This is a genomic window from Faecalibacterium sp. I4-1-79 (genome assembly GCF_023347235.1).
Lineage (GTDB): Bacteria > Bacillota > Clostridia > Oscillospirales > Ruminococcaceae > Faecalibacterium > Faecalibacterium tardum.
In genome coordinates this window covers 1980491-2004620 of record NZ_CP094467.1, presented here as the reverse complement: position 1 = coordinate 2004620, position 24130 = coordinate 1980491, and the positions used below count along the sequence as shown (strand labels likewise).

The 24130-nt window shown below is 60.3% G+C and carries 24 protein-coding genes; all 24 read left to right on the top strand.

Annotation, left to right across the window (positions count from 1 at the left end; all coding sequences use genetic code 11):
* Window positions 1-124: 124 nt before the first annotated feature.
* The 24 genes from MTP36_RS09945 to MTP36_RS09830 all read left to right on the top strand — a co-directional run bounded on the left by MTP36_RS09945 (window position 125) and on the right by MTP36_RS09830 (window position 23854).
* Window positions 125-499: a hypothetical protein gene (locus MTP36_RS09945; protein WP_112091727.1), complete on the top strand. Its 375-nt coding sequence runs from the start codon at window positions 125-127 to the stop codon at window positions 497-499.
* A gap of 125 nt (window positions 500-624) precedes the next feature.
* The gene (locus MTP36_RS09940) at window positions 625-2307 is read left to right on the top strand and encodes a phospho-sugar mutase (protein WP_249254421.1); all 1683 of its coding nucleotides are present in this window, start codon (window positions 625-627) and stop codon (window positions 2305-2307) included.
* Between the two features lie 380 nt (window positions 2308-2687).
* Window positions 2688-3854, top strand: coding sequence for a 2-C-methyl-D-erythritol 2,4-cyclodiphosphate synthase (gene ispF, locus MTP36_RS09935; protein WP_249249045.1), 1167 nt, complete (start codon window positions 2688-2690; stop codon window positions 3852-3854).
* A gap of 14 nt (window positions 3855-3868) precedes the next feature.
* The gene (gene cdaA / locus MTP36_RS09930) at window positions 3869-4771 is read left to right on the top strand and encodes a diadenylate cyclase CdaA (RefSeq protein WP_005926885.1); all 903 of its coding nucleotides are present in this window, start codon (window positions 3869-3871) and stop codon (window positions 4769-4771) included.
* Window positions 4768-6072, top strand: coding sequence for a CdaR family protein (locus MTP36_RS09925; protein ID WP_249249014.1), 1305 nt, complete (start codon window positions 4768-4770; stop codon window positions 6070-6072). The genes cdaA and MTP36_RS09925 overlap by 4 nt, the downstream gene beginning before the upstream one ends.
* Before the next feature lie 21 nt (window positions 6073-6093).
* A complete protein-coding gene (locus MTP36_RS09920) occupies window positions 6094-7689 on the top strand; it encodes an NAD(P)/FAD-dependent oxidoreductase (RefSeq protein ID WP_249249005.1) in 1596 nt (531 codons plus the stop codon).
* Complete coding sequence (locus MTP36_RS09915; RefSeq protein ID WP_442900189.1) at window positions 7670-9052, top strand: 5-bromo-4-chloroindolyl phosphate hydrolysis family protein; 1383 nt, start codon at window positions 7670-7672, stop codon at window positions 9050-9052. The genes MTP36_RS09920 and MTP36_RS09915 overlap by 20 nt, the downstream gene beginning before the upstream one ends.
* Window positions 9049-11181 (top strand): single-stranded-DNA-specific exonuclease RecJ, encoded by a 2133-nt coding sequence (gene recJ, locus MTP36_RS09910; protein WP_249249001.1) that lies wholly within the window; start codon window positions 9049-9051, stop codon window positions 11179-11181. Before MTP36_RS09915 ends, recJ begins: the two co-directional genes overlap by 4 nt.
* Window positions 11182-13524, top strand: a complete 2343-nt coding sequence (locus MTP36_RS09905; RefSeq protein ID WP_249248999.1) for a RelA/SpoT family protein — start codon at window positions 11182-11184, stop codon at window positions 13522-13524. It begins immediately after the preceding gene.
* 4 nt (window positions 13525-13528) lie between these two features.
* Window positions 13529-13990 carry a D-aminoacyl-tRNA deacylase gene (gene dtd, locus MTP36_RS09900; RefSeq protein WP_055184830.1) on the top strand — a complete coding sequence of 154 codons (462 nt, stop codon included), beginning with the start codon at window positions 13529-13531 and terminating at the stop codon, window positions 13988-13990.
* A gap of 2 nt (window positions 13991-13992) precedes the next feature.
* A complete protein-coding gene (locus MTP36_RS09895; protein WP_097780020.1) occupies window positions 13993-14610 on the top strand; it encodes an MBL fold metallo-hydrolase in 618 nt (205 codons plus the stop codon).
* Window positions 14611-14622: 12 nt separating this feature from the next.
* Window positions 14623-16092, top strand: a complete 1470-nt coding sequence (gene hemZ, locus MTP36_RS09890; RefSeq protein WP_249248989.1) for a coproporphyrinogen dehydrogenase HemZ — start codon at window positions 14623-14625, stop codon at window positions 16090-16092.
* The gene (locus tag MTP36_RS09885) at window positions 16058-16993 is read left to right on the top strand and encodes a uridine kinase family protein (protein WP_249248961.1); all 936 of its coding nucleotides are present in this window, start codon (window positions 16058-16060) and stop codon (window positions 16991-16993) included. The genes hemZ and MTP36_RS09885 overlap by 35 nt, the downstream gene beginning before the upstream one ends.
* A gap of 172 nt (window positions 16994-17165) precedes the next feature.
* Entirely contained in the window at window positions 17166-17591 is a 426-nt protein-coding gene (locus tag MTP36_RS09880) for a zinc ribbon domain-containing protein (RefSeq protein ID WP_055184821.1), read from the top strand.
* Window positions 17592-17756: 165 nt separating this feature from the next.
* Window positions 17757-18482, top strand: a complete 726-nt coding sequence (gene mazG, locus MTP36_RS09875) for a nucleoside triphosphate pyrophosphohydrolase (RefSeq protein WP_249248959.1) — start codon at window positions 17757-17759, stop codon at window positions 18480-18482.
* 55 nt (window positions 18483-18537) lie between these two features.
* Complete coding sequence (locus tag MTP36_RS09870) at window positions 18538-18807, top strand: HU family DNA-binding protein (protein ID WP_055184818.1); 270 nt, start codon at window positions 18538-18540, stop codon at window positions 18805-18807.
* A 73-nt stretch (window positions 18808-18880) separates the two neighbouring features.
* Window positions 18881-19126, top strand: a complete 246-nt coding sequence (locus MTP36_RS09865) for an RNA-binding S4 domain-containing protein (RefSeq protein WP_112091714.1) — start codon at window positions 18881-18883, stop codon at window positions 19124-19126.
* A gap of 45 nt (window positions 19127-19171) precedes the next feature.
* On the top strand, window positions 19172-19450 hold the full coding sequence (locus MTP36_RS09860; protein WP_055184816.1) for a YabP/YqfC family sporulation protein: 279 nt from the start codon (window positions 19172-19174) through the stop codon (window positions 19448-19450).
* Window positions 19450-19923, top strand: a complete 474-nt coding sequence (locus MTP36_RS09855) for a hypothetical protein (protein WP_249248949.1) — start codon at window positions 19450-19452, stop codon at window positions 19921-19923. Before MTP36_RS09860 ends, MTP36_RS09855 begins: the two co-directional genes overlap by 1 nt.
* 46 nt (window positions 19924-19969) lie before the next feature.
* On the top strand, window positions 19970-20275 hold the full coding sequence (locus MTP36_RS09850) for a septum formation initiator family protein (protein ID WP_249248947.1): 306 nt from the start codon (window positions 19970-19972) through the stop codon (window positions 20273-20275).
* 45 nt (window positions 20276-20320) lie between these two features.
* Complete coding sequence (locus tag MTP36_RS09845) at window positions 20321-20869, top strand: S1 RNA-binding domain-containing protein (protein WP_055184813.1); 549 nt, start codon at window positions 20321-20323, stop codon at window positions 20867-20869.
* A gap of 94 nt (window positions 20870-20963) precedes the next feature.
* Window positions 20964-22160 (top strand): THUMP domain-containing class I SAM-dependent RNA methyltransferase, encoded by a 1197-nt coding sequence (locus MTP36_RS09840; protein ID WP_249248944.1) that lies wholly within the window; start codon window positions 20964-20966, stop codon window positions 22158-22160.
* Between the two features lie 270 nt (window positions 22161-22430).
* Window positions 22431-23300 carry a DUF5685 family protein gene (locus MTP36_RS09835; RefSeq protein ID WP_055184810.1) on the top strand — a complete coding sequence of 290 codons (870 nt, stop codon included), beginning with the start codon at window positions 22431-22433 and terminating at the stop codon, window positions 23298-23300.
* Window positions 23297-23854 carry a hypothetical protein gene (locus tag MTP36_RS09830; RefSeq protein ID WP_249248941.1) on the top strand — a complete coding sequence of 186 codons (558 nt, stop codon included), beginning with the start codon at window positions 23297-23299 and terminating at the stop codon, window positions 23852-23854. Before MTP36_RS09835 ends, MTP36_RS09830 begins: the two co-directional genes overlap by 4 nt.
* Window positions 23855-24130 lie beyond the last annotated feature (276 nt).

The window sequence follows — 24130 nt, the reverse complement described above, 5'->3', positions numbered from 1 at the left end:
TCCCTCCCTGTATGGCGCATGGTTTGTCAAAAATGCCAAAAGTGGAAAATAATGGATATATCTACTATGCTTCGACAATTTTTTCTGTTTGAAATCATTATAGTAAAGCACAGGAAAGTTGTCAATGCAGCAGAAAGGAGAACGAGAGATCATGACAAATGGGGAATGTTGCCGGTATATCCGTACCTATTCAGAGCTGGAGGGACTGCAACACGCCTGTACGCTGGTATACTGTGCCGCTTCCACCCCACAGGGGGTGCTGGCACAGCTGCGCCGGGAGCAGGGCGGCAGGGTGCGCAGCAGCACAGTACTTGCTCCGGCAGACAGCTTTGGCCGGATAATGCGGCTGCTGCGCTACCTGTGCGAAAACGGCGTGGGGCCGGAGCAGTGGCTGGAGGTGCTGGAGGATGTGCACCAGCCCTACCAGCTACTGGATACATCGAAAAACGCAATGAACATAGCAGAAGAACCGGTTTTTTGTGGTATTTGTCGGTTTTAAGGGCACAAACTTCGGCCATTTTACGCAATTGACATAAGCGGAGCAAGAGTTTATAGTATAAGTAGGTTTACACAAACCGTTTCGATCCGGGGAAAAAGATTTTAAACAAAGGTAAGGTGTACAAGATGTATCTGGATGAATACAAGCGTTGGCTGGCAGCGGATCTGGAAGATGCAGACCTGAAGCCGGAACTGGTAAAGGTCGAAGGCAATGACGATGAGATCAAGGATCGCTTTGCTGTGGCGCTGAAGTTTGGTACCGCAGGTCTGCGCGGTGTACTGGGTGCTGGTACCAACCGCATGAACATCTACGTTGTCCGTCAGGCAACGCAGGGTCTGGCAAACTGGGTGCTGACCCAGGGCGGTACCCAGACCGTGGCCATCAGTTACGACAGCCGCCTGAAGAGCGATGTCTTTGCCAAGACCGCCGCAGGCGTTCTGGCAGCCAACGGCATCAAGGTGCGCATCTATGATGCCCTGATGCCTGTGCCCGCTTTGAGCTTTGCTACCCGTTACTATAACTGCAACGCCGGTATCATGGTCACAGCCTCCCACAACCCGGCCAAGTACAACGGCTACAAGGCCTACGGCCCGGACGGCTGCCAGATGACCGATGACGCCGCCGCCATCGTCTACGACGAGATCCAAAAGACCGATGTGCTCACCGGTGCAAAGTATATCTCCTTTGCCGAGGGCGTGGAGAACGGCATGATCCGCTTTGTGGGCGATGACTGCAAAAAGGCTCTGTACGAGGCCATTGAAGCACGTCAGGTGCGCCCGGGTCTGTGCAAGACTGCCGGTCTGAAGCTGGTGTACAGCCCGCTGAATGGCTCCGGCCTTGTGCCCGTGACCCATGTGCTCAATGATATGGGCATCACCGATATCACCATCGTGCCCGAGCAGGAGTACCCCAACGGCTACTTCACCACCTGCTCCTACCCCAACCCCGAGATCTTCGAGGCGCTGAAGCTGGGTCTGGAGCTGGCCACCAAGACCGGTGCCGACCTGATGCTGGCTACCGACCCCGATGCCGACCGCGTGGGCATTGCCATGAAGTGCCCGGACGGCAGCTATGAGCTGGTGTCCGGCAACGAGATGGGCGTTCTGCTGCTGGACTACATCTGCGCTGGCCGCATTGAGAAGGGTACCATGCCCAAGAACCCCGTGGCAGTCAAGTCCATCGTGTCCACCCCGCTGGCAGACGCTGTGGCAAAGCACTACGGCGTGGAGATGCGCAATGTACTGACCGGCTTCAAGTGGATCGGCGACCAGATCGCCAACCTCGAGGCTGCCGGTGAGGTTGACCGCTTCATCTTCGGCTTTGAGGAGAGTTACGGCTATCTGGCTGGCCCCTACGTCCGCGATAAGGACGCCGTCATCGGCTCCATGCTCATCTGCGAGATGGCCGCTTACTACCGCAGCATCGGTTCCTCCATCAAGCAGCGTCTGGAAGAGATTTACGCCCAGTACGGCCGCTACCTGAACAAGGTGGACAGCTTCGAGTTCCCCGGCCTGACCGGCATGGAGAAGATGGCTTCCATCATGCAGAAGCTGCGTGACCAGCCCCCCGTGGAGCTGGCAGGCCATAAGGTGGTCAAGGTGACCGATTATAAGAAGCCGGAAGAGACCGGTCTGCCCGCTGCCAACGTGCTGATCTACACGCTGGAAAACGGCGCTACCGTGGTGGTGCGTCCCTCCGGCACCGAGCCGAAGATCAAGACCTACTTCACCACGCTGGGCAAGGATCTGGCGGAAGCACAGGCACAGAAGGACGCTCTGGCCGCTGCCATTGAGCCCATCCTGAAGTAAAACTATCCCAAAGCATTCTGCGGGGCTGCTGCACGTTTTTGTGCAGCAGCCCTTTTTTGCGTTCAGCAGACAGTTGACCGGAGCAAAAGCCTTATGGAGGTGCCGCAAAGTTTACCGCCACCGCGAAAAGCCGTCCCCTTGGGGAAGGTGGCTGCGAACGCAGTGAGCAGACGGAAGGGGTCAGCGCCTGAGAGGGCGAAAGCGCACACTCTGGGTGACTGCTCTTTCAGGACAGACCGTAGGGCTTTATGCAGCACAGATGTACTTTTGCTGTGTAAAATCGGTTGAAGTTTGCGCTGTGATACGCTATAATAAAACATGGTTTATTATAAGCAGCTGTGGGCGTACAGCGCGGCACAGCGGCAGGGTAGGTGGAAGAGATGGAAAAAACTGTATCGGCAGTATTAGTGGCGGCGGGCAGCTCGACCCGCATGGGTTTTGATAAGCTCAGCTTTGATCTGGGAGGCGAAACGGTGCTGCACCGCAGCATCCGCGCCTTTGCCCAGTGCCCGCAGATCACCGAGCTTGTGCTGGTGGCGGGCAAAAACCGGGAGTTTGTGGCGCAGCAGGCGGCGGACTGCCCAAAGCCTGTGCAGATCGTAGCGGGCGGGGCTACCCGCGCCGAGAGCGCAAAAAACGGTGTGCTGGCTGCGCACGGAGAGCTGGTGGCGGTGCACGATGCCGCCCGCCCCTTTGTGAGTGCAGTGGTCATTACAGCGGCGCTGGAAGCTGCCGCCCGGTGCGGCGCAGCAGCCCCGGCAGTGCCGGTAAAGGATACCATCAAGGCCACTGCCCGGGGCGATGGAAAGACCGTGCCCCCGGACTGCGCGGTGCAGACGACCCCGGACCGCAGCACCCTGTATGCGGTGCAGACCCCCCAATGCTTTGACCGTGCAGCGTATCTTGCGGCGCTGGAAGAACTGGACGAGACCCGCGCCCGCCTTGTTACCGATGATTGCAGTCTGTTTGAGCTGACCGGACGCCCGGTGCAGCTGACGCAGGGCGACTATGCAAACCTGAAGATCACCACCCGGGAGGATCTGCCCCGCCCGGCACAGAGGAAGGAAACGAAAATGCGTATTGGACACGGCTATGATGTACATCGTTTGGTGGAGCAGCGCAAGCTGATCCTTGGCGGGGTGGAGATCCCCTTTGAAAAAGGCCTGCTGGGGCATTCGGATGCAGACGTGCTGACCCATGCGGTGATGGATGCCGTGCTGGGCGCAGCGGCGCTGGGGGATATCGGCCAGCATTTCCCGGACAATGACCCGGAGTACGCCGGTGCCGACAGCCTGAAGCTGGCCCGCCGCGTGGCGCAGATCCTCAAGGAGCATGGCTGGCGCATTGAGAACATTGATGCCACGCTGCTGTGCCAGCGCCCCAAGCTTGCACCCCATATCCCGGCCATGCGTGCCAATCTGGCGGCGGCTTTCGGCCTGCCGGTAGAGGCGGTAAGCGTAAAGGCCACCACGGAGGAGCATCTGGGCTTTACCGGCGAGGGACTGGGCATTGCCGCCCACGCAGTCGCCCTGATCGAAGCTGTGTAAGGGGGCACACACGCATGACACTGAATGCGATCATCGCAAATTTTCAGACCTTTAAAATTGTCGATCTGCTGGATATCATCATCATCGCGTTCCTGATCTACCAGCTGCTGGGCATCATCAACCGCACCCGTGCCGGGCAGCTGGCCAAGGGCGCGCTGCTGGTCATGGTCGTGTATCTGGTGGCCAACACCCTGAATATGCGCACCGTTACATGGCTGCTCAACTCGCTGCTGCAAGTCGGTCTGCTCACCCTTGTGGTACTGTTTCAGCCCGAGATCCGCCGTGCGCTGGAGCGTATGGGTCAGACCGACCAGTGGGCGTCCAAGCTGTTCAACGTAAAGGGGCGCTACAATGACCCCAGCCTGAAGGGTGCGTGGCGCAGCGCCATCATTGCCATCTGCGATGCAGCCGAGCGCTTTTCCGAGACCAAGACCGGCGCCCTCATCGTGCTGGAGCGCCACACCAACCTTTCCGAGATCGTGCGCACCGGCACCCCGGTGAACAGCGCAGTCAATCTGGAAGTGTTGGGCACCATCTTCTACGAGGGCACGCCCCTGCATGACGGCGCCGCCATCATCGAAAACGGCCGCATCAAGGCGGCGGGCTGCGTGCTGCCCCTTTCCAACAATCTGGATCTGGGCAAGGATATGGGTACCCGTCACCGCGCCTGCCTTGGCATTGCGGAAAACTCCGACGCTATTGCCATCGTGGTCAGCGAGGAGACCGGCATCATCTCCATGGCCAAAAATGGTGTGCTGATCCGTCATTTTGATCGCCAGAGCCTGTATACCCGGCTCATTGATGAGATGATCCCCAAGGAGTCTACGGTGGAAAAGAACACCGCCGACAGCTGGGTGGAACAGGCGAAAAAGCTGTGGAACTGGATCAGCCAGAAGGGGGAGGACGAGCAGCAATGAGCAACCAGCCGAATAAGCCGAACGGCGCAAAGTCTGCCGTCCGCAAAAAAAAGAATTTTCTGGATGACCGCCGCATCCGGCTGGCACTGTCCGTGTTGGGTGCCATCGTTGCGTGGATGGTGGTCACCATTATCGTCCAGCCCGGAACCACCAACACCATTTATAACGTGCCGGTGGATTATACCTATGATTCCGCCGCCTATACCTCCCGGGGCCTGAGCATCGTCAGCGCCGAGGACAAGACCGTGAACCTGAGGCTCTCCGGCGATGGCTACACCATCGGCGGGCTCAGCGCCTCGGATTTTGTGGTCTACCCGGATTGGTCCAGCGTGCGCGACAGCGGCGAAAAGACCCTGCGGCTGCTGGTGCGCGGCGCCAACGGTCTGCTCAATGGCGTGACCGTGACCATGGAAGGCAGCGACAACACGGTGGACGTAGTGTTTGACGTGGTGGAGGAAAAGACCCTGCCCGTTACCGTTACCACCAACTATCTGCGCGTTGCAGACGGCTATATCCTTTATAGTACTGAGGTATCCAAGGAGACTGTTACCCTGTCCGGCCCCAGCAGCGAGCTGAGCAAGGTGGCTACCTGTACTGCCGAGGCATCCTATAACAGCGAGCTGACCGAGTCGGTCACGCTGGACACCCCCCTGCGCTTCTACACCAGCGGCGGCAAGGAGGTCAAGTTCCAGTACACCACGCTGGAAGAGAGCAACGTGGACGTGACGCTGCAAGTGTACAAGATGGCGACCCTGCCGGTGAAGGTAAATTTTATCAACGCGCCGCGCGGGTTCGATAATTCGGTGCTGAGTTATGCCCTCAGCTGCAAGCAGCTCAAGGTGGCGGGCCCGGCAGAAAAGATCGATGCACTGTCCACCTTGTCCATCGGCACCATCGACCTTTCCACCTTCAGCCTGAACAAGGTGTACGAGATGCCCATTGAGCTGCCGACAGATATCTATCTGCTGGATAATATCTCCACGATCACGGTCAGCTTTGACTGCTCCGGGCTGGAGACCAAGACCATGAACCTGCCCGCCAGCTGTGTGCAGGTGGTCAATCTGCCCGCTACCTATCAGCTGACGGTGGAGACCGAGCGGCTGATGAACGTCATCCTCTGCGGCCCCAAGGGCGCTATGGAAACTTTGACCCCCGAACAGGTGGTCATTGAGATCGACGCCGAGGACTTTGCTGTGGCTACCGGCCAACAGAACATTGCCTGCCGGCTGTATGTGCCCTCCAACGGCAAGATCTTTGCACTGGGCAGCTATGTGCTGCAATGCCGCATTGAAAGCAACTAAATTTAAAGGAAAACACAACAAATGATTCTGGTTCGCAACATCCGTCTGCCCCTCTCTGCCGCAGAGCCGCAGGCATTTGAAAAGGCACTGCACACCCTGCGTGTGCCCTGCAGCAAGGTAGAGCACACCGGCGTGGCAAAGCTTTCGGTGGACGCCCGCCACGGCCAGCCCAAGCTGGTATATACCGTGGCGGTCACCCTCAGGCAGCCCGGGGAGGAAGCTGCGTTTGCGGCACGCTGCCCGGACGCTGCCCTGCACGGCCGCGCAGACTTTACCCTGCACGCGGGTACGCAGCCGCTTGCGCACCGCCCTGTGGTGTGCGGACTGGGCCCGGCAGGGCTGTTTGCGGCCCTGTTGCTGGCACGGCAGGGGTACCGCCCCATCGTGCTGGAGCGCGGCCCTGCGCTGGATGCCCGTGTGCAGGCGGTGGAGCACTTTTCCGCCACCGGCCAGCTGGACCCCAACGCCAACATCCAGTTCGGCGAGGGCGGCGCAGGCACTTTCTCGGATGGCAAACTGACCACCCGCATCGGGGATGAACTGTGTGATTTTGTCACCGAGGTGTTTTTGCAGCACGGTGCCCCGGCAGAGATCGCGTGGAAGCAAAAGCCCCATGTGGGCACCGACCTGCTGCGCGGCGTGATTACCTCCATCCGCAAGGAGATCGAGTCTCTGGGCGGCGAGGTGCACTTCAACACCGCGCTCACCGGGTTGGAGCGAAAAAACGGCCGACTTGTGGGCATCACTACTACAAATGGCAGCTTTGCCTGCGAGACGCTGGTGTTTGCGGTGGGGCACTCGGCACGGGATACCTTCAGCATGCTGATGGACAGCGGTCTTGTGCTGGAATGCAAGCCCTTCAGCGTGGGCTTCCGCGCCGAGCACCTGCAAAGCGAGATCGAAAAAAGTCTGTACCATGAGGCTGCCGGGCATCCGGCGCTGCCCCGGGGCGAATACCAGCTCTCCCAGCACGTCGGCGAGAGGTGCGTGTACACCTTCTGTATGTGCCCCGGCGGTCAGGTAGTGGCTTCGGCCAGTGAGGAAGAGCGTGTTGTGACCAACGGCATGAGCTACCACGCCCGCAACGGCAAAAACGCCAATGCAGCGGTGGTGGTCAGCGTAGGCGGGGCAGATTTTGCAAACGACCCCCGCCGCGCCATCGCCTTCCAGCGGGAGTTGGAAGCAAAAGCCTACGCCGCCGGTCGTGCCGCCGGAGCCTACGCCGCTCCGGCAGAGAACGTGCAAAGCTTTTTGGAAGGGCGCGGGCAGCTGCACATCGGCAGTGTACAGCCGACCTACGACCGCGGCGTGACCGCCGCAGACCTGGGCGCACTGCTGCCCGGGGAACTGGCGGATACCCTGCGGGCGGGTCTGCGCGCCTACGAGCGCAAGATTGCGGGTTACACCGCGCAGGACGCCATCCTGACCGGCCTTGAGACCCGCACCAGCAGCCCGGTGCGGCTCAAGCGGGAAGAGGACTTTGTGTGCACCCAGCTGGCAGGGCTTTACCCCTGCGGCGAGGGTGCGGGATATGCGGGCGGCATTATGAGCGCCGCCGTAGATGGCCTGCGGGTGGCCCGCGCCATCATCAGCCGGTATGCACCGGCAGAAGGGTGAGAAAATTTTGATGTACGATCGTGAAAACGATAACCGAAATAACGAAGGCCGGCAGGTACAGCAGGAGCTGGAAGACCAGCTGCGCGCCTTTGGCGACACCATGACCGATGCCTTTGCCCACGGCTTTGAGGGCAGGGGCATGGACATCGGCGACCGGGCGTGGGATGTGGGCAAAGCCGCTGTCCATGCAGCCAACTACGGCATCGGGGAGGCGGCAAAGGCCTTCCGGCAGGGGCGCAGAGGTTATCCCTACGGGGATGCAAAGCAGCCTTTCCGCGAAGGTGCTGCGGATGCCGACCCCGCCGGGATGCCCGGCTGGTTCCGGCAGATCTTTGCAAAGCCAGAGCCGACCCCGGTGGAAAGTATCCGCATCAGCGCCAAAAAACGCCATAGCGCAGGCTGCACCCTGCTGGCTGTGGGCATCACCTTTGCGGTGATCTTCGGGCTGGGGACGCTGGGCTGCCTCATCGGGCTGGGCACTATTTCGCCGGCTGCTTTGGGTGACGTTGTGGTGTCGGCTACTGAGGGCGGCGGCATCCTGATGACGGGCACGGACTACGTTATGAACACCGCCTACAACGTGCTGGGCATCGTCAGCAGCGTGCTGGGCCTTGCCACGGCGGGCTTTGGCTGGATGACGGCCTGTGGTGCAGCCCGGATGAAGGCGGGCAGACAGATGGGCCAGTTTGCCGACTACGCCGACAGCGTGGACTACCATAAGGGCCTGCCTGTTTCGATGCTGGCCGACCTGACCCACCAGAAACCGAAAAAAGTGCACAAGCGGCTGCAAAAATACATCCGCAAAGGCTGGCTGAACGCATGGCTGGACGACAAAACGGATACACTCTACCTGACCGCCGAGGATTACCGCGCGGCACAGGAGGCCCTCGCCGCAGAGCGCGCCCGCCCGGCCCCGCAGCCGGAGCAGGAGGCCGTGCCGGAAACGCCCCTCAACCTCGAAACGGCCCGCCGCTTTGCTGCCGTGCTGGAAAAAGAGCAGCAGCTCATGCAGGACGCGCAGGCACGGGAAGAACTGGCCGCCATGCACAAGACCACTACCGCTATCTGCGACTGGCTGGAAGCACACCCGGAAAGCCAGCCCAAGACCCGCCGTTTTGCGGAATATTATATCCCCACCACCCTCAAGCTGCTGCACACCTATAACGACGTGCAGGGGCAGCAGGGCGAAAATGCCGAGACCATCCGCCGGGACATCGCAGGCATCCTGCATACCTTGAATCAGGCGTATGAGAACCTGTACAACAATCTGCTTTCGGACGTAGCCATGGATATTTCTTCCGAGATCGCCGCTTTGCAGGGAATGCTGGCCAACGACGGCCTGACCGGGAGGGAATTTGAATGACCTACCGCGCTTGGGAACAAAAACCGCTGGACCGCGCCGCTGTGCGGGAGCTGACCGCCGCCATTGCCGAACAGGCAGCGGCACAGCTGGAAGAGCAGGCCATGGACGAAGCGCCGTGGTCAGACGAAAAATATAAGGCCGTGCTGGCTGCGCAGCAAAAGGAAAACGCCCTGCTGGCGGGCATCCTTGCCGCCCGGGGCATTACAGATCCAGCAGAAGCGCTGACCTTGCTGGCAGGGGAGGAGGAACTTTCCGACCCCGCCCTGCTGACCGACATGGACGCCGCTTGTCAGCGCATCTGGCAGGCCATTGACAACGGCGAGACCATCGCGGTTTTTGGCGATTACGATGTGGACGGCGTGACCGCCACCGCCCTGCTGTACCAGCACCTCAAGGGCATGGGCGCGACTGTCAAGTGTATGCTGCCCAGCCGCGAGGGGGACGGCTACGGCCTTTCTAAAAACGCCATCCAGTCCATGCACAACAAGGGCTGCACCCTCATCGTGACGGTGGATAACGGCATCTCTGCCGTGGAAGAAGCCGACTTTGCGGCTTCGCTGGGCATGGATCTGATCATTACCGACCACCACTTGCCGCCGGACACCCTGCCCAAGGCAGTGGCGGTGGTTGATCCCCGCCGGGAGGACGACCACAGCCCCTTCAAGGGTCTGTGCGGTGCGGGCGTAGCCTTCAAGCTCTGCGCCGCGCTGGACGGCTGTCCGCCGGAGGAAATGCTGGATTACTGTGGCGACCTTGCTGCTGTGGGCACGGTGGCGGACGTGATGCCGCTGGTAGGGGAGAACCGCACTCTAGTCAAAGCCGGTCTGCGGCAGCTGCAGCAGACCGACCGCCCCGGCTTTGGGGCACTTTTAGAGGAAGTCGGCCTTGCGGGCAAGCCCATCACCGCCGAGAACATCAGCTACGCCATCGCGCCCCGCATCAACGCGGCAGGCCGCATGGATAACGCCGTCACCGCTTTGCAGCTGGTGCTCTGCGAGGACCCGGACAGAGCTGAGGAACTGGCGCACAAGCTGAACGAGATCAACGCCCACCGGCAGGAGACCGAGCAGCAGATCTTCAAAGCCGCCGAGGAATTGCTGGAACAGCAGCCCGAGCGGCTGGATGACCGCATCATGCTGCTGTGGGGACGGGACTGGCACCCCGGCGTCATCGGTATCGTGGCTTCCCGGCTGGTGGAGCGCACCGGACGCCCGGTCATCGTGGTCACCATTGATGAACACGGCGAGGGCAAGGGCAGCGGGCGCAGCGTGCAGGGCTTTAACCTGCACGCCTGCATCGGCTCCTGTGCCGACCTTCTGGTGCGCTACGGCGGCCACGCCATGGCAGCGGGACTTTCCGTCCGGGAAGAAAACCTGCCCGAACTGCGCCGCCGCCTGAACGACTGGGCTGCCCGGGAGTGCCCGGTGCTGCACACCCCGCCCCTTACCTGTGACGTGACCATCCATCTGGACCGTATCACCGTGGAGAGCGTGCGCCATCTGGATCAGCTGGCACCCTACGGGGCAGAGAACCCCACCCCGGTGTTCTTGCTGCAAAGCGCGGTGGTGGACGGCGTATACCCGGTATCGGAGGGGCGGCACAGCCGCCTGCGGCTGCGGCAGGGCAATAGCTGCCTGTACGCCGTCTGGTTCGGAATGCCCGCCGAGCAGCTGCCCTACGCATTGGGCGATGTGGTGGACGTGGCGCTGAATCTTTCGGTCTACGAGTCCGCCCGGGGGGCACAGCTCTCCGGCCGCATCATCGACCTGCACCCGGCAGGGCTGGGCGCAGAGCTGGCGCGGCAGGCTGCACTGGTGCAGGCGCTGCGCCGGGGCACCCCCCTGACCGAAGAACAAAAGAAACAGATCACCCCCGCCCGCACGGATATCATTGCCGTGTACCGGGAGCTGCAGTCCCGCCGCTGGCACGTCGAGGATCTGCAGCCCCTGTGCGCAAAGCTGGGCGAGGAGCAGACCGGCAAAACGCTGGTGGCAGTTGCCGCTTTGGAGCAGGTGGGGCTGATCACCGCAGCGGAAAAAGGCGGGGCAAAATTCTGGGAGCTGGTGCCGACAGCAGGCAAAAAGAACCTTGCCGATGCCCCCATCCTGAAATGTCTGGAGGAACTATAAATGCCTGAGGGAAAGAAAAATACTGCCCCAATCCCGGCTCCGGTACGGGACGAGGACGGCTACTCTGCCAAGACCCATCTGCACCAGCCGGTGCAGGAGACCGCCACCGTAGCCGCTACGGCACTGCTGGCAGACGCACCGGAGGGGGCGCTGCCCTCTGAGGTACGCCCGGAGATCGTAACATGGGAAAAGCTGTGCGAGGCCATTCAGGCCAGCGGCAAAGCCTACAATATGGAGATGATCCAAAAGGCCTATGAGCTGGCAAATAACGCCCATAACGGCGTGTGCCGCCGCAGCGGCGAACCCTATATCTGCCACCCGTTGGCAGTCGCCCGGCTGGTGCTGGATCTGGGCATGGACTCCGAGAGCATCGCCGCTGCCCTGCTGCATGACGTAGTGGAGGATACCCCCACCACGCTGGACGACCTGAAAGCCGCCTTTGGCGAGGAAGTCGCCCTGCTGGTGGACGGCGTTACCAAGCTGACCAAAATCCAGTTCTCCAATATTGAGGAATTGCAGGCCGAAAACCTGCGTAAGATGCTGCTGGCTATGAGCCGGGACGTGCGCGTGATGATCATCAAGCTGTGCGACCGGCTGCATAATATGCGCACCGGCGACGCTTGGCCGGAGCAGAAGCGCCGCGATAAGGCTCGCGAAACCATGGAGGTGTACGCCCCCATCGCCAACCGCCTTGGCATCCTGAACGTCAAGGAAGAGCTGGAGGATCGCAGCCTGCATTATCTGGACCCCGTGGGTTATTCCGAGATCAGCCGGATGCTTAGTGAGCGCTCCGGCGAGGAGTTTTTGATCAAGGTTTCCGGCGTCATTGAGCGCCGTCTGGTGGAAAGCGGCATCGAGGGCGCTACCATCAAGCGCCGGGTTAAGAGCATCTACGGCATCTACCGCAAGACCATCATGCAGAACAAGTCCTTTGACGAGATCTACGATATCTACGCGGTACGAGTCATTCTGGATTCTCTGGCCGAGTGTTACAGCACCCTTGGCCTCATCCACGATATGTACCATCCGTTGCCCAACCGCTTTAAAGATTATATCTCCACCCCCAAGCCCAACGGCTACCAGAGCCTGCACACCACCGTCATCGGGCACGAGGGCATCCCCTTTGAGGTGCAGATCCGCACCCGCAAAATGGACGAGCAGGCCGAGTACGGCGTTGCCGCCCACTGGAAGTACAAGGAAGGCCGCGAAGGCCACGATAAGCTGGACGACCGTCTGGCGTGGGTCAGCCAGCTGCTGGAAAACCAGCGCCTGAGCGAGGATTCCGGTAACCTGCTCCACGATCTGAAGAGCGACCTGCTGCCGGAAGAGGTATTCGCCTTTACCCCCAAAGGCGATGTCATCAACCTGCCCACCGGTGCTACCTGCATCGATTTTGCCTACGCCATCCATTCGGCGGTGGGCAACCGCATGGTGGGCTGCAAGGTGAACAACCGCATGGTGCCCATCGACCATGTGGTGTCTACCGGCGAGATCATTGAGGTGCTGCTGGGCCCGGCAGATAAGGGTCCCAGCCGCGACTGGCTCAAGATCGTGCGCACCAGCGAAGCCAAGAGCAAGATCCGCAACTGGTTCAAGAAGATGCGCCGGGAGGAGAATATCCAGCAGGGACGGGACGCCTTGTCCAAGGAACTGCGCCGGGAGATGATCATCATCCCGGATGACCAGCTGGATGCCTTTATCGATGGCTGCTCCCGCCGGATGCGCCAGAACAACGCCGAGGAGCTGTACGCTGCCATCGGCTACGGCGGCATGACCATTGCCAACTGCCTGCCCAAGCTCAAGGAAGAGTGGCAGAAGCTCAAGGCTGCCGAGGCCGAGGAGAATAAGTCAGTGGAGGATCTGCCCAAGGTAGACCTGAGCCGCGTTCATGCCACCGACGGCGTGGTGGTGGAGGGCTTTGATAACACCCCCATCAAGTTTGCCAAGTGCTGCAGCCCGCTGCCCGGCGACCCAATCGTGGGCTTTATCACCCGCGGCTTCGGCGTTTCCATCCACAAGCAGACCTGTGCCAACGCTGTTGCCAGCATGAAGGACCCCTCCAACGCCCCGCGCTGGGTCAAGGCCTACTGGGCAGACAGCGTCAAGGACAGCTACAAGGCCGGGCTGGAGATCATTGCCCTGAACCGCAACGAGCTGCTGCAGGACGTGCTCAGCGCTCTGGCCGATATCCGGGTGCCCATCTACGCCATGAATGCCCGTCAGGTAGAAAACAACTGCGCCGTGGTCAGCCTGACCATCGGCATCAACAATACCGAGCACCTCAACCGTGTGGTGGCGCGCCTTTCCAAGGTGCGGGACGTGCTCAAGGTGACAAGGAGTTAACGCAATGCGAGCAGTTATTCAGGCCGTATCCTCCGCCAGTGTGCGGGTGGAAGGCGGCGAGCCCCGCGCCATTGGGCCGGGAATCATGATCCTGCTGGGGGTCAGGGACACCGACACGCTGGACATCGTACCAAAACTTGCCGATAAATGCGCGGGTCTGCGCATTTTCCCGGATGCCGAGGGCAAGCTGAACCTGAGCGCCCGGGATCTGGGCTATTCCGCGCTGGTGGTCAGTCAGTTCACCCTGTACGGCGATACGAAGAAGGGCTACCGCCCCAGCTTTATCAAGGCTGCAAAGCCGCCTCTCTCGGTGGATGCCTATGAGCTGTTCCTTGCCGAGATGGCTAAGCACGGCCTCAAGGACGTGCAGCACGGCGAGTTCGGCGCGCACATGCAGGTGTCGCTGGTGAACGAGGGTCCCTGCACCATCATCATTGACACCGACGAGTGGAAAAAGAAGGAGTAACGATGCAAGGCTTTCACATTCCTGCGGCACCGCCGCTGTATACCAACACCTTTCTGCTCATTTCCGACGCAGGCCATGCCGTGGTCATCGACCCGGCGGCAGAGGTGGACAGCTACGATGAAATTTTAAAGCAGCACAACGCCACCCTTACCACCATTCTGTGCACCCACGGCCACTACGACCATGTGGGCAGTGCGGCTGCGCTGAAAGCCGAGTGGAACGCCACCCTCTACTGTGAAAAGGCAGACCTTGCCGGGGACCGGATGTACCCGCTTTCCGCTGCGGACTGCGGCTACACGGAAGGGGAGCAGATCGCAGTGGACGAATTGCGTTTTACCGCGTGGCACACCCCCGGCCACACCCCCGGCAGCGTGGTGCTGCTGTGCGGCGAGCATCTGTTCTGCGGCGATACGCTGTTTGCAGGCAGCATCGGCCGCACCGACCTTGAGGGCGGCAGCAGCGCACAGATGGCAGATAGCCTGCGCAAGCTGGCACAGCTGCCCATCCCCCGCGAAACACAGGTGCTGCCCGGCCACGGCGAATTTTCCACCTTTGGCGCGGAGCTGGACAACAACTATTATATCCGCAGCGCCCTGCGCGGCGGCAACGACATTTTTTAAAGAGAGAACGACATGAAAATCTATATCACTGGGCTGCCCTCCGGGTACGAGGTGGAGCATCTTGCCCGCCTGTTTTACCCCATGGCACCCCTGACCCTGACCCCGCCGGAGCCTGCCGAGGACTGTCTGTGGGCTGAAAAGACCGATACCGGTCTGCGGGTGCTGGTGCGGCAGGGCGAAAAGAGCAAAACGCTGGAAGCTCCGCTGCCGCTGCCGGTAGAGCAGGGCGGCGAAACCCCGGAGTTTGCCCTTGCCAGCCTGACTTATGACCTGCTGCGCTCGTGGACGGGTATCCGCCCGCCTTGGGGCAAAATGACCGGTGTGCGCCCGGTGCGGCTTATCCACGATAAGCGCGCCGCCGGGTGGAGCGCAGAGCAGATCGACCGCTTCTTTTTGCAGCGGTTTGACTGCTCGGAGCAAAAATACGAAATGGCGAAGGAAATCGCCGATCTGCAGGAGCCAATCTTGCAGCTGGGCAGCGCGCCCAAGACCTACAGCCTGTATATCGGCATCCCGTTTTGCCCCTCCCGGTGCAGCTATTGCAGCTTTGTCAGCTGTAATCTGGACCGCGACCGCAAGATGGTGCAGCCCTATGTGGACTGCCTGTGCAGGGAAGTTGCAGAGATCCGGGTGCAGGCCGAGCGTGCAGGGCTGACCTTGTGCAGCATCTACATCGGCGGCGGTACGCCCACCAGCCTTTCCGCTGCCCAGCTGCGGCAGCTCATGGGCACCGTGCGGGAGAATTTTGACCTGACTAAGGTCGTAGAATATACCGTAGAAGCTGGCCGCCCGGATTGCACCGATGCTGAAAAGCTGGCGGTCATCAAGGAATACGGCGCTACCCGCATCTCCATCAACCCCCAGACCTTCTCGGATGAAGTGCTGGCAAATATCGGTCGCAAGCACTCGGCACAGGATATTCTGGATTGCTACGCCGATGCCCGCCGCGCCGGGCACGAGGACATCAACATGGATCTCATCGCCGGTCTGCCCGGGGATACGGTGGAGGGCTTTGAGTACAGCCTGCGGCAGGCTATTGCCTTGCAGCCAGAGAATATCACCGTCCACACCCTTACCCTCAAGCGGGCGTCCCGCATCGTCATCGAGGATCAGAAGGAGAACGACTACGCGGACGTAGCCGCTATGCTGGAAAAATGCCATTTGCTGGCCGAAGCGGGCTACCGCCCCTATTACCTCTACCGGCAGAAGAATACGCTGCAAAATCTGGAAAACGTGGGCTGGTGCAAGCCGGGTCACGAGGGTTACTATAATATCTATATCATGGAGGAAGTCCAGACTATCCTTTCGGCGGGTGCAGGCGGCAGCACCAAACTGGTAGCCGATGGGGGCAAACGGATGCAGCGCATCTTCAATTTTAAGTATCCGAACGAGTATATCCAGCGCTTTGCGGAGGTACTGGAACGGAAAAAAGGAGTGGCTGAGTTTTATGATCACGATCTGGGTACCGAAACGACTGGTTGAAATAGATCTTTATAACGTAGCAGCCCGCAGCCCGCAGGCGCTGGCCGAGCTGAGCGAGAACAGCTACGCCCGGCGGGTGCAGTATGCCGCCCAGAAGGTGCGCGGCTCCGGGGCAAAGATCGTTATGCTGACCGGCCCCTCGGCCAGTGGCAAGACCACCAGCGCCCACTGTCTGGCAAAGGCCTTGGTACAGCAGGGCACCCCGGCACAGGTGGTCAGTCTGGACAACTTTTTTAAAGGTGCTGCCTACTATCCCAAAATGCCAGACGGCACACTGGACTACGAAAACCTTGAAACGCTGGATCTGCCCCTCATCAAGCAGTGTCTGCGCCAGCTCAGCGAGACCGGCAAGACCGAGCTGCCCATCTACGATTTTGCCACCGAGCAGCGCTCTGCCGAGGTGGAGCCCATCGATCTGCAGGGCGGTGTGTGCATCGTTGAGGGCATCCATGCCCTCAACCCGGAGCTGACCGGCCTTGTGCCGGATGACCAGATCTACCGCATCTACGCCGGGCTGCGGGAGGAATACTGCATCGATGGACGCCGGGTCATCAATACGCAGGATATCCGCCTGTGCCGCCGCACCCTGCGGGACGCCGCAGCCCGCGGCCGCAGCCCCGCCAAGACCCTTTCCATGTGGGACAGGGTGCTGGACGGTGAAACACGCTATATCAAGGGCTTCAAGACCACCGCAGACTTTCTGCTGGACACCTCCTTTACCTACGAGCTGGGACTGATCTCCCGGCTGCTGGGCGAGGTGCGCCGTCAGTTCACGCTGGAGGGCCACAACGCCGAGCTATGGGACGAGACCGCCCGCCGCTTTGAGCAGGTGGACCCGCTGCCGCTGGAGCTGCTGCCCGCCGACAGTATGCTGCGCGAGTTCTACGGCAGCCGCACCTAACCGGTGAAAAATGCGTAAAATTTGTTTCCAAACCGGCACCAAACTGTAAAAATTGCGGTGCATTCGTTGCAATTGCCATAACGCTGCGCTATAATGGGAATACGACCCCGGTATGGCGCACTGTGCGTCGCAGTCTGCAGAGAATACTGCCAGAATAAGAGAGGTGTCTTTTATGGATTTTAACAAGATCAAAGCGATGGGTTTGGAATATGCCGAAAAGGGCAAGAACGCTGCCATGGATCTGGCCGAAAAGGGTAAGACGCAGGCGCTGCTGGTCAACGAGCAGGGCAAGCTGCTCAAGGCACAGCGTCAGCTGGGCGCACTGGTGTACAGCCTTGCCAAGGGCAAGGAAGAAAACCAGCCGCTGGTGGATAAATACATCGAGATGATCGATACCATTGAGCAGGAGATCACCCGCCTGAAGGCTACCCTGACTCCGGTCGAAGCCGCCGAGGTGGACTACGAAGCCCCCATGGAGGAGGCAGAAGAAGCTGCCCCGGAACAGCCCGCTCAGCCTGCCCGCAAGACCTGCCCGCAGTGTGGCGCGCCCGTCTCGGACGATGCACTGTTCTGCAATAAGTGCGGCGCACAGCTGTAAGCCCGTAACCGGAAAAGTTTGCAACAGGGCGGTATCCCCCACAGGACGCCGTCCTGTTTTTGTGAAAAGCGCAGAAAACCATGAACAAAGCGGGAAAATTGCGGCTTTTTGCTTGAAAAACCGCAGCGACTGCGGTAGAATCTACAATATCTTTTCAAAAAGGAGATGGAACGTGTGCTGGACTGGAACCCACAGCCGCCCTATACAGCGGAGCAGCTGTTGCAGGTGATCCGCATTCTGCGGGACCCGGAAAACGGCTGTCCGTGGGATAAGGTGCAGACCCATGCGTCCATCCGCAAAAATTTTCTGGAAGAGACCTGTGAAGCGCTGGAAGCCATTGATGCAGACGATGCCGTTCTGCTCCGGGAGGAGCTGGGGGACGTGCTGATGCAGGTGGTGTTCCACGCCGCCATGGAGGAAGAGCGGGGACGCTTTACCTTTGAGGATGTGTGCCGCAACGTCTGCGAAAAGCTGGTGTTCCGGCATCCCAACATTTTTGCATCCTCCGCAGCGGAAAACGCCGGTATAAATGGCTGGGATGCGCTCAAAAATAAGGAAAAGGGGCGCACCACCCTTGCGGATGAACTGGCCACCGTGCCCGCTACGCTGCCCGCACTCATGCGGGCGCAAAAGCTGCAAAAGCGTGCCGCCGGGCATGGCCTTGGGCAGCAGAACGCAGCTGCAGCGCAGCATCAGCTGGAAAATGCCGCGCAGGCCTTTGGCAAGGCAGACGCCGCCGCAAAGCAGGAAGCCGCAGGGCAGCTGCTGTTTGCAGCGGTGAACGCCGCCCGGCTTGCGGGGGTGGATGCAGAGGAAGCGCTGACCTTTGCGTCCAAGCGCTTTACACAGCAGTGTCTGGAACAGGAACAAAGCGGTATTCAGGTCGAATGACCTGCTCCGATAGAACGAGAGAATTTAAGACAAAAATCAGATGGAGGCAAATAATATGACCAAGACCGACTTGATCGCACAGGTTGCGGCAAACACCGAAATGAGCAAGAAGAGCGCTGAGCAGGCTGTCAACGCCGTTTTTGAAGCACTGGGCAAGGCAATGACCGAGGGCGAAAAGATCAGCATCTCCGGCTTCGGCACCTTTGAGGTGCGCGAGCGCGCCGAGCGTCAGGGCATCAACCCCCGTACCCGCGAGCCTATCACCATCGCTGCTTCCCGCAGCATCGTGTTCAAGCCCGGCAAGTCCCTGAAGGACACCCTGTAATCGGTTCTGTCACGCCGCCGCTGCCTGCACAAGGTTCGGCGGCTTTTTTGCTGAAAAGAAAGGAACGACCAAAATGCGTCTGGATAAATATCTCAAGGTCTCCCGCCTCATCAAGCGCCGCACCGTGGCAAACGAGGTGGCGGATGCAGGCCGCATCCTCATCAACGGCAAGGTGGCTAAGGCCAGTCAGGCCGTCAACGCCGGGGACATCATCGAGGTCACCTTCGGCAACCGTCCCATCAAGGTGCGGGTGCTCTCGGATGAAGAGCCCCGCACCAAGGACGTTGCCCGCGAGATGTACGAGGTGATCGCGGAATAACCGCCCTGCCTGCCCGCATACAATGCTGGCAGAGGGGGACTGCCTATGGAAAAAGCTGCAGCAAAGCCGCCGCTGCCCCATGACCTGATCTTAGAAAGCCGCAGCAGGCTGACTGTTACCGGGGTGCAAAGGGTGCTGCATTGCAGCGCCGAAAGCGCCGCGCTGGAGACCGGCAAGGGCATTCTGCACCTGTCCGGTGCGCAGATCAGTATGCAGACGCTGGACTTGGAAGCCGGGGAAGCGAAGCTGACCGGGCGGTTCGATGGGCTGGAGTACACCGCCGCCCGCGCAGCCGGGGGCTTCTGGCACCGGCTGCTGCGCTGATGGTACAGGTGCTGCTGCCCGCCCGGCTCTTGCAGGAAGCCGCCGCCTGCGCTGTGCTGGGCGCAGCCCTTGGCGCGGCGCGGGCGTTTTTGCCGGCGCGGGGCAGGGCGGCTTTTGTGCCGGATGTGCTGCTTTCCGGCGCGGTGCTGCTGGTGTGTCAGAGCTACGCCGCCGGGTACAGCAATGCAGGCGTATTGCGGTGGTACATGGTGCTGGCAGCCTTTACCGCTGCCCTTTGCACTGCCGGGGTGCTGGGTGTCCCGTTGCAGGCGCTGGGGCGGGGGATACGGGCTGTTTTGCGCCTGCCCAGCCGTATTTTGCACCGTTTTGCGCCGCAGCCCCTGCACCGCCGCCGCGCTGCGGCTAAAACTGCCCGCAAATTACGCCGGAACGCAGAAAGAACCGCAAAAAAATCCAAAAAGAACTTGCCAAACCAGCGGGCATTGTTGTATAATTCAAACGTATCAAAGTAAGAGAACAGACGCAGAAGGTCTGCTGTTCAGACAGGAGCGTAAGGCAATGACGAATACGGGACGCAAAAAGCGCAGAAAGAATGCAGTGGTCACCATGGCGTTCCGCCTGTTTTTCGTGCTGCTTTTGCTGAGTATGCTGGCGGCTTATATCTCCAATCAGGTCACCATCAGCTCCAAGCGGGCAGAACTGGAAACACTGAACGAACAGGTGGTGCAGCAACAGACGGAAAATCAGGAACTGCAGCGCGTACTGAGCGGCGATGCCGACCAGATCACCGAATGGGTCGCACGCGACTCTTACAACTACGCCGCACCCAACGAGCGCATCTTTGTGGATGTGACCGGTAACTGACCACGCGGCAGGTCAAGAGTTTTGGAAAACAAGGAGTATTGAGTTTTGGCAATTGAGGTAGGGAACGTATTCGAAGGCCGCGTGACCGGTGTAAAGCCCTTTGGCGCATTTGTTGCGCTGCCGGAGGGACGTGTCGGCATGGTCCACATTTCCGAGGTATCCAACGAGTTCGTGCAGGATATCAACACCGTGCTGCACGATGGCGATGCAGTAAAGGTGCAGGTCATCAACATTGCACCGGACGGCAAGATCGCACTGTCCATCAAGCGGCTGCTGCCCCCGGCTCCGCGTCAGCCCCGGGAGGGCCGCCCCGCAGGCCCCCGTCCGGGCGGCTTCCGCAATGGGCAGGAGGGTGGACGCTCCGGCGGTCGCGGCGCAGGCCGTGCCCCCCGTGAAGGCGGCCGTGGCCCTGCCCGGGAGGCTGCGCCTCGTGTGTGGCAGCCCAAGGCACCCGCCCGCTCCGACAACCTGAGCTTTGAGGACATGATGAGCCGCTTCAAGAGCCAGAGCGAGGAGAAAATGGCAGATCTCGATCACGAGACCAACAACCGCCGGGGCGGCGGTTATGCCCCCCGCAGCCGCCGTGGCCGCTGAGCCATTGCATCAGCTGGGATCACAAGGAACACAGGCAGGCCTGTCCCCGGTCGGACAGGTCTGTTTTTTCGGTACAGAACAGAAAGGAACTACCATGCCCGCAAAATTTGAACTGATCGCTCCCTGCTTTTTCGGGTGCGAATCCACCGCTAAATTTGAGCTGACCCGCATTGGCGCAGAGAACATCCGGGTGGAGGATGGCCGTCTGAGCTTCTGCGGTGGGGCTGAGATGATCGCCGCCGCAAACCTCAACCTGCGCACCGTGGAGCGTGTGATGCTGCTGCTGGCGCGCTACAAGGCCACCACCTTTGACGAGCTGTTCGACGGCGTGTATTCCATCCCGTGGGAGGAGTTTCTGCCCGCGGACGCTGCTTTCCCGGTCACCGGCTCTTCCCTGAACAGCCAGCTGACCAGCATCCCCGCCTGCCAGAGCGTCATCAAAAAGGCGGTGGTCAAGCGCCTGATGAAGGGCCACCGCACCACCGTGCTGCCCGAGAGCGGCGTGGAGTACAAGGTGCGCTTTATGCTGCGCAAAAATGTGTGCGAGATCATGCTGGACACCACCGGCGAGGGTCTGCACAAGCGCGGTTACCGCCGCAACGCCATGGAAGCCCCCCTGCGTGAGACGCTGGCGGCTACTATCGCCGACCTTGGCCGCGTGCGCCGCGACAGCCTGGTGGAGGATCCTTTCTGCGGCAGCGGCACATTGCTGATCGAAGCCGCACAGAAGGCCATGAACATCGCCCCGGGTCTGAAGCGCCGCTTTGCCGCCGAGCGTTACAGTTTTGTGCCCGCTGCCCTGTGGGCAGAGCAGCGCCAGAAGGCACTGGCAGAGTCCAAACTGGACGTGGGCTTTGAAGCTTTCGGCTACGATATCGACCCCGCCGCCGTGGCACAGGCCAACGTCAACGCCAAGCTGGCGGGTGTGGAGAATCGCTGCCACTTTGAGGTGGCGGATGTTGCCACCTTTGCCGCAAAGCCGGAAGCCATCGTACTGACGAACCCTCCCTATGGCGAGCGTCTGGGCACCATTGAGGGCGCTGCCAAGCTGGCGCACACGCTGGGACAGCAGATGGAAGCCAGCCCTTGCGCCGGTCTGTACGCTATTACCGCCGATATGGACTTTGAAGTGCACTACGGCAAGCGCGCCAACAAGCGCCGCAAGATGTACAACGGCATGATCCCCTGCCAGCTGTATATGTACTATAACGCCCCCAAGACCGAAAAGATGGCAAAGCCCATGCCCAAATCCGGCTTTGACGGCAAGCGCACCCATTTTGAAAAGAAGTAAGGTCATTTGACTGCCCACCCGGCAGACATTGCACTGAAAAAGTGTGCCTTTTCCCGGGAAAATCCGGCACAAACACCCGCAGATCATCTTTTGCTGAAAAGAGACGGTCTGCGGGTATTTTTAATAGAAAAATAGATTTCACAAAATTCGGCATAATGACAAATTACAGCAGTTTTTGCATCCGGTAGTTGCGTTGCCGAACAAAAAGGATTATACTAACCTTATTGACCGCAGGATACAAAAACTGTACAGAAAGGATGGCTGGCTCTTATGAAGGGACGGATGCGGCCCTACCTGCCGGAACTGACGATCCGGGATTACAACACCTATATGCGTTATCTCCGCGGGGTGCGGCGGCAGATGTACAAGTCTTACGGCTTCTATGCCTGCCATCTGCTGCGCACCAACGGAGTGCTGTTTGCCATCCTGTCCGACAGTCTGGCGGGGCGTATGCCCACCTGCAAACGGCAGCGGGTGCCCGGTACGCCGTTCCAGCGCAGCATGATGTGCCAGACGCTGGGCATCCGGCAGGCGGCGCAGACGGAGATCCTGATGGGCTGGCATAATCTGCAGGACCGCAAGTACAGCGAGCTGCGCCCGGTCAAGCGCTTGCGCCGCGCAGCGGACAAGCTGCTGCTGCGCCGCGCCTACGAGAAAGCCCGGCAGGAGAACCCGGCGCTGGAGCGGCTGTTTGCGCAGGAGCGGGAGCAGGCGGTGGTGCAGATGAACCTGAGCGCCAAAAACTACGCCCTTGCCGCCGAGCCCATGAGCAACGTCTACGGCGCTTTGTACTCCACGCTGGCTACGGACGATCCCAACCAGCGCAAGAGTATGCGGTATATCGGCAGCTGCATCGGCCGCATCTTCTATCTGCTGGACAAGGCCGAGCGCTTTGAGACCGACCGCCGCAACGGTCAGTACAACGTGTTCGTGGTCAACGAGCTCAACGGGCAGGCTGCCGCTATAGAGAACGCCCGGCGGCAGGCGCTGGCAGCGGTCAACGACCTGATGCGGGCATACAAGATGCTGGATCTCAAGCTGAATGACACCCTGCTGAATAATATCATGATCTTAGGTCTGCAACACGCGGTCTACCCGCTGGAGCAGGATGTAGATACCGAAAAGTGGGAGATCCCATGAAGAAACGAAAAAGCAAAAGCTGGGCCATGGCCTACTGCGGCATGGCGGCGGCACTGTGTGTGGCACTGATGCTGCTGGGCACCATCATCCCCATTGCCATGTTCATCGCGCCTGCGGTGGCCAGCTTTCTCATTGCAACGGTGTGCATGGAGTGCGGCATCACCATGGCATGGACGGCGTACGCAGCCGTCAGCCTGCTGGGGCTGCTCTTTGTGCCGGATAAGGAGATTGCTCTGATCTTCACCGTGCTGCTGGGCTATTACCCGCTGGTGAAGCCCCGGTTTGACCGCATCCGTCCCCGGGCGTTGCAGCTGGTGTGCAAGCTGCTGCTGTGCAACGCGGCGGTGCTGGCAATGTACGGTCTGCTGCTGGTGATAGTACCGGCGGGCAGCGTTTCGCAGGAGCTGCGCACCACCGCGCTGGCAATGTCCCTGCTCACACTGGGCATGGGCAACGTGGCCTTTGCCCTGTACGACCGTGCACTGTGCAATATGCTGCTGCTGTACAAGCTGAAGTGGCAGCCCAAGCTGCATAAAATGCTGGGAATGCATTGAGCAAAAAACATTGAAAGAAGGAATGTGTACCACAAGCTGACACAAAGCGCCGGGCCACACGGGTGACAGCCGTGAGGGTGACGAGGAGAGGAATCATCGAAAGATTCGGCGGGTGTTTCTCCGGCTGAGGGCTATACCAGCCGCAGAACAGGGCAAAAACCGGCAGCAATACCGGAACAGAACCCTGCAAAGAAAGCCATACAAGAACATAGACTTTGATAGAGGAAACTGACTGTGCAGCAGCGCATTTCGGCGCGCCGCAGTCGGTCTGGAGGT

Excerpts from the sequence above, each read along its gene's own strand:
- recJ (WP_249249001.1), top strand. The coding sequence starts at position 9,049 with ATGACCTACCGCGCTTGGGAACAAAAACCGCTGGACCGCGCCGCTGTG.
- MTP36_RS09895 (WP_097780020.1), top strand. The coding sequence starts at position 13,993 with ATGCAAGGCTTTCACATTCCTGCGGCACCGCCGCTGTATACCAACACC.
- MTP36_RS09945 (WP_112091727.1), top strand. The coding sequence starts at position 125 with ATGCAGCAGAAAGGAGAACGAGAGATCATGACAAATGGGGAATGTTGC.
- MTP36_RS09860 (WP_055184816.1), top strand. The coding sequence starts at position 19,172 with ATGGAAAAAGCTGCAGCAAAGCCGCCGCTGCCCCATGACCTGATCTTA.
- MTP36_RS09865 (WP_112091714.1), top strand. The coding sequence starts at position 18,881 with ATGCGTCTGGATAAATATCTCAAGGTCTCCCGCCTCATCAAGCGCCGC.
- MTP36_RS09880 (WP_055184821.1), top strand. The coding sequence starts at position 17,166 with ATGGATTTTAACAAGATCAAAGCGATGGGTTTGGAATATGCCGAAAAG.
- dtd (WP_055184830.1), top strand. The coding sequence starts at position 13,529 with ATGCGAGCAGTTATTCAGGCCGTATCCTCCGCCAGTGTGCGGGTGGAA.
- MTP36_RS09915 (WP_442900189.1), top strand. The coding sequence starts at position 7,670 with ATGCACCGGCAGAAGGGTGAGAAAATTTTGATGTACGATCGTGAAAAC.
- MTP36_RS09855 (WP_249248949.1), top strand. The coding sequence starts at position 19,450 with ATGGTACAGGTGCTGCTGCCCGCCCGGCTCTTGCAGGAAGCCGCCGCC.
- MTP36_RS09850 (WP_249248947.1), top strand. The coding sequence starts at position 19,970 with ATGACGAATACGGGACGCAAAAAGCGCAGAAAGAATGCAGTGGTCACC.
- mazG (WP_249248959.1), top strand. The coding sequence starts at position 17,757 with ATGGAACGTGTGCTGGACTGGAACCCACAGCCGCCCTATACAGCGGAG.
- MTP36_RS09905 (WP_249248999.1), top strand. The coding sequence starts at position 11,182 with ATGCCTGAGGGAAAGAAAAATACTGCCCCAATCCCGGCTCCGGTACGG.
- cdaA (WP_005926885.1), top strand. The coding sequence starts at position 3,869 with ATGACACTGAATGCGATCATCGCAAATTTTCAGACCTTTAAAATTGTC.
- MTP36_RS09885 (WP_249248961.1), top strand. The coding sequence starts at position 16,058 with ATGATCACGATCTGGGTACCGAAACGACTGGTTGAAATAGATCTTTAT.
- MTP36_RS09925 (WP_249249014.1), top strand. The coding sequence starts at position 4,768 with ATGAGCAACCAGCCGAATAAGCCGAACGGCGCAAAGTCTGCCGTCCGC.
- MTP36_RS09920 (WP_249249005.1), top strand. The coding sequence starts at position 6,094 with ATGATTCTGGTTCGCAACATCCGTCTGCCCCTCTCTGCCGCAGAGCCG.
- MTP36_RS09870 (WP_055184818.1), top strand. The coding sequence starts at position 18,538 with ATGACCAAGACCGACTTGATCGCACAGGTTGCGGCAAACACCGAAATG.
- ispF (WP_249249045.1), top strand. The coding sequence starts at position 2,688 with ATGGAAAAAACTGTATCGGCAGTATTAGTGGCGGCGGGCAGCTCGACC.
- MTP36_RS09835 (WP_055184810.1), top strand. The coding sequence starts at position 22,431 with ATGAAGGGACGGATGCGGCCCTACCTGCCGGAACTGACGATCCGGGAT.
- MTP36_RS09840 (WP_249248944.1), top strand. The coding sequence starts at position 20,964 with ATGCCCGCAAAATTTGAACTGATCGCTCCCTGCTTTTTCGGGTGCGAA.
- MTP36_RS09940 (WP_249254421.1), top strand. The coding sequence starts at position 625 with ATGTATCTGGATGAATACAAGCGTTGGCTGGCAGCGGATCTGGAAGAT.
- MTP36_RS09830 (WP_249248941.1), top strand. The coding sequence starts at position 23,297 with ATGAAGAAACGAAAAAGCAAAAGCTGGGCCATGGCCTACTGCGGCATG.
- hemZ (WP_249248989.1), top strand. The coding sequence starts at position 14,623 with ATGAAAATCTATATCACTGGGCTGCCCTCCGGGTACGAGGTGGAGCAT.